Source organism: Lysinibacillus antri (assembly GCF_003977595.1).
In the GTDB taxonomy this organism is placed as follows: Bacteria; Bacillota; Bacilli; order Bacillales_A; family Planococcaceae; genus Ureibacillus; species Ureibacillus antri.
The window spans coordinates 1-726 of sequence record NZ_RYYR01000078.1 but is presented as its reverse complement, the minus strand read 5'-3'; the positions used below and the strand labels follow the sequence as shown (position 1 = coordinate 726).

The following is a 726-nucleotide window of genomic DNA, read 5'->3' as shown; positions in this document are numbered from 1 at the left end:
CGATCAGCGAGGTGTTGTGCGAAGCGGCCTGGCAGCGCTGCTATGTGCATTTCCTGCGCAACGCGCTCGACTACCTGCCCAGGAAGGCCGACGACGATTGCCTACAGGAGTTGCGCTGGATCTACGACCGGCGCGACTTGCAGGAAGCCAGTCGTGACCTGGCGGCATGGATCACCAAGTGGCAGGGCAAGTACCCGAAACTCGTCGACTGGGTCGAGAGCAACATCGGCGAGACCTTGAGCTTCTACCGGCTGCCCCGAGCGCACCACAAGCACTTGAAGAGCACCAACATGCTCGAGCGCCTCAACGAGGAGATCAAGCGGCGCACGCGCGTGGTAAGGATCTTTCCGAACACTGAGTCGTGCCTGCGACTGATTCGGGCGCTGTGCGTCGAAACCCACGAGACGTGGCTCGAAGACAACCGTTACCTGAACATGGCCCTGCTGGCCGAGCAAAAGAAGGAGCAGTTGAGACTGGCCGCCTGATGGCTGCCGCCGTGGTCGGCGCTCCGGGCTACGCCCCGCGCGCCGACCACGGCAACCCGGAATCAACCGAATACCTGATCAATCCTTTTGCACAACTTGACGCACACAAACCGGCTCGTTGCACTTGCCAGCATACCAAGTGGGGCGGGATTGGGCGACTCTCCATGTCCCGTCTCGCGGTAGCGCAAAACAACGTCCAATTTGTTTACTCCGGGGCCGTTCGATATTGCACGGACAGACT

Annotated in this window: 1 protein-coding gene; it reads left to right on the top strand. The window is 60.7% G+C overall.

Annotated elements, in window-relative coordinates; genetic code table 11:
• Positions 1–485, top strand: a 485-nt coding sequence (locus tag EK386_RS20845) for a transposase (protein ID WP_179966076.1), incomplete at its 5' end; no start/stop codon positions are given.
• Positions 486–726: the final 241 nt, after the last annotated feature.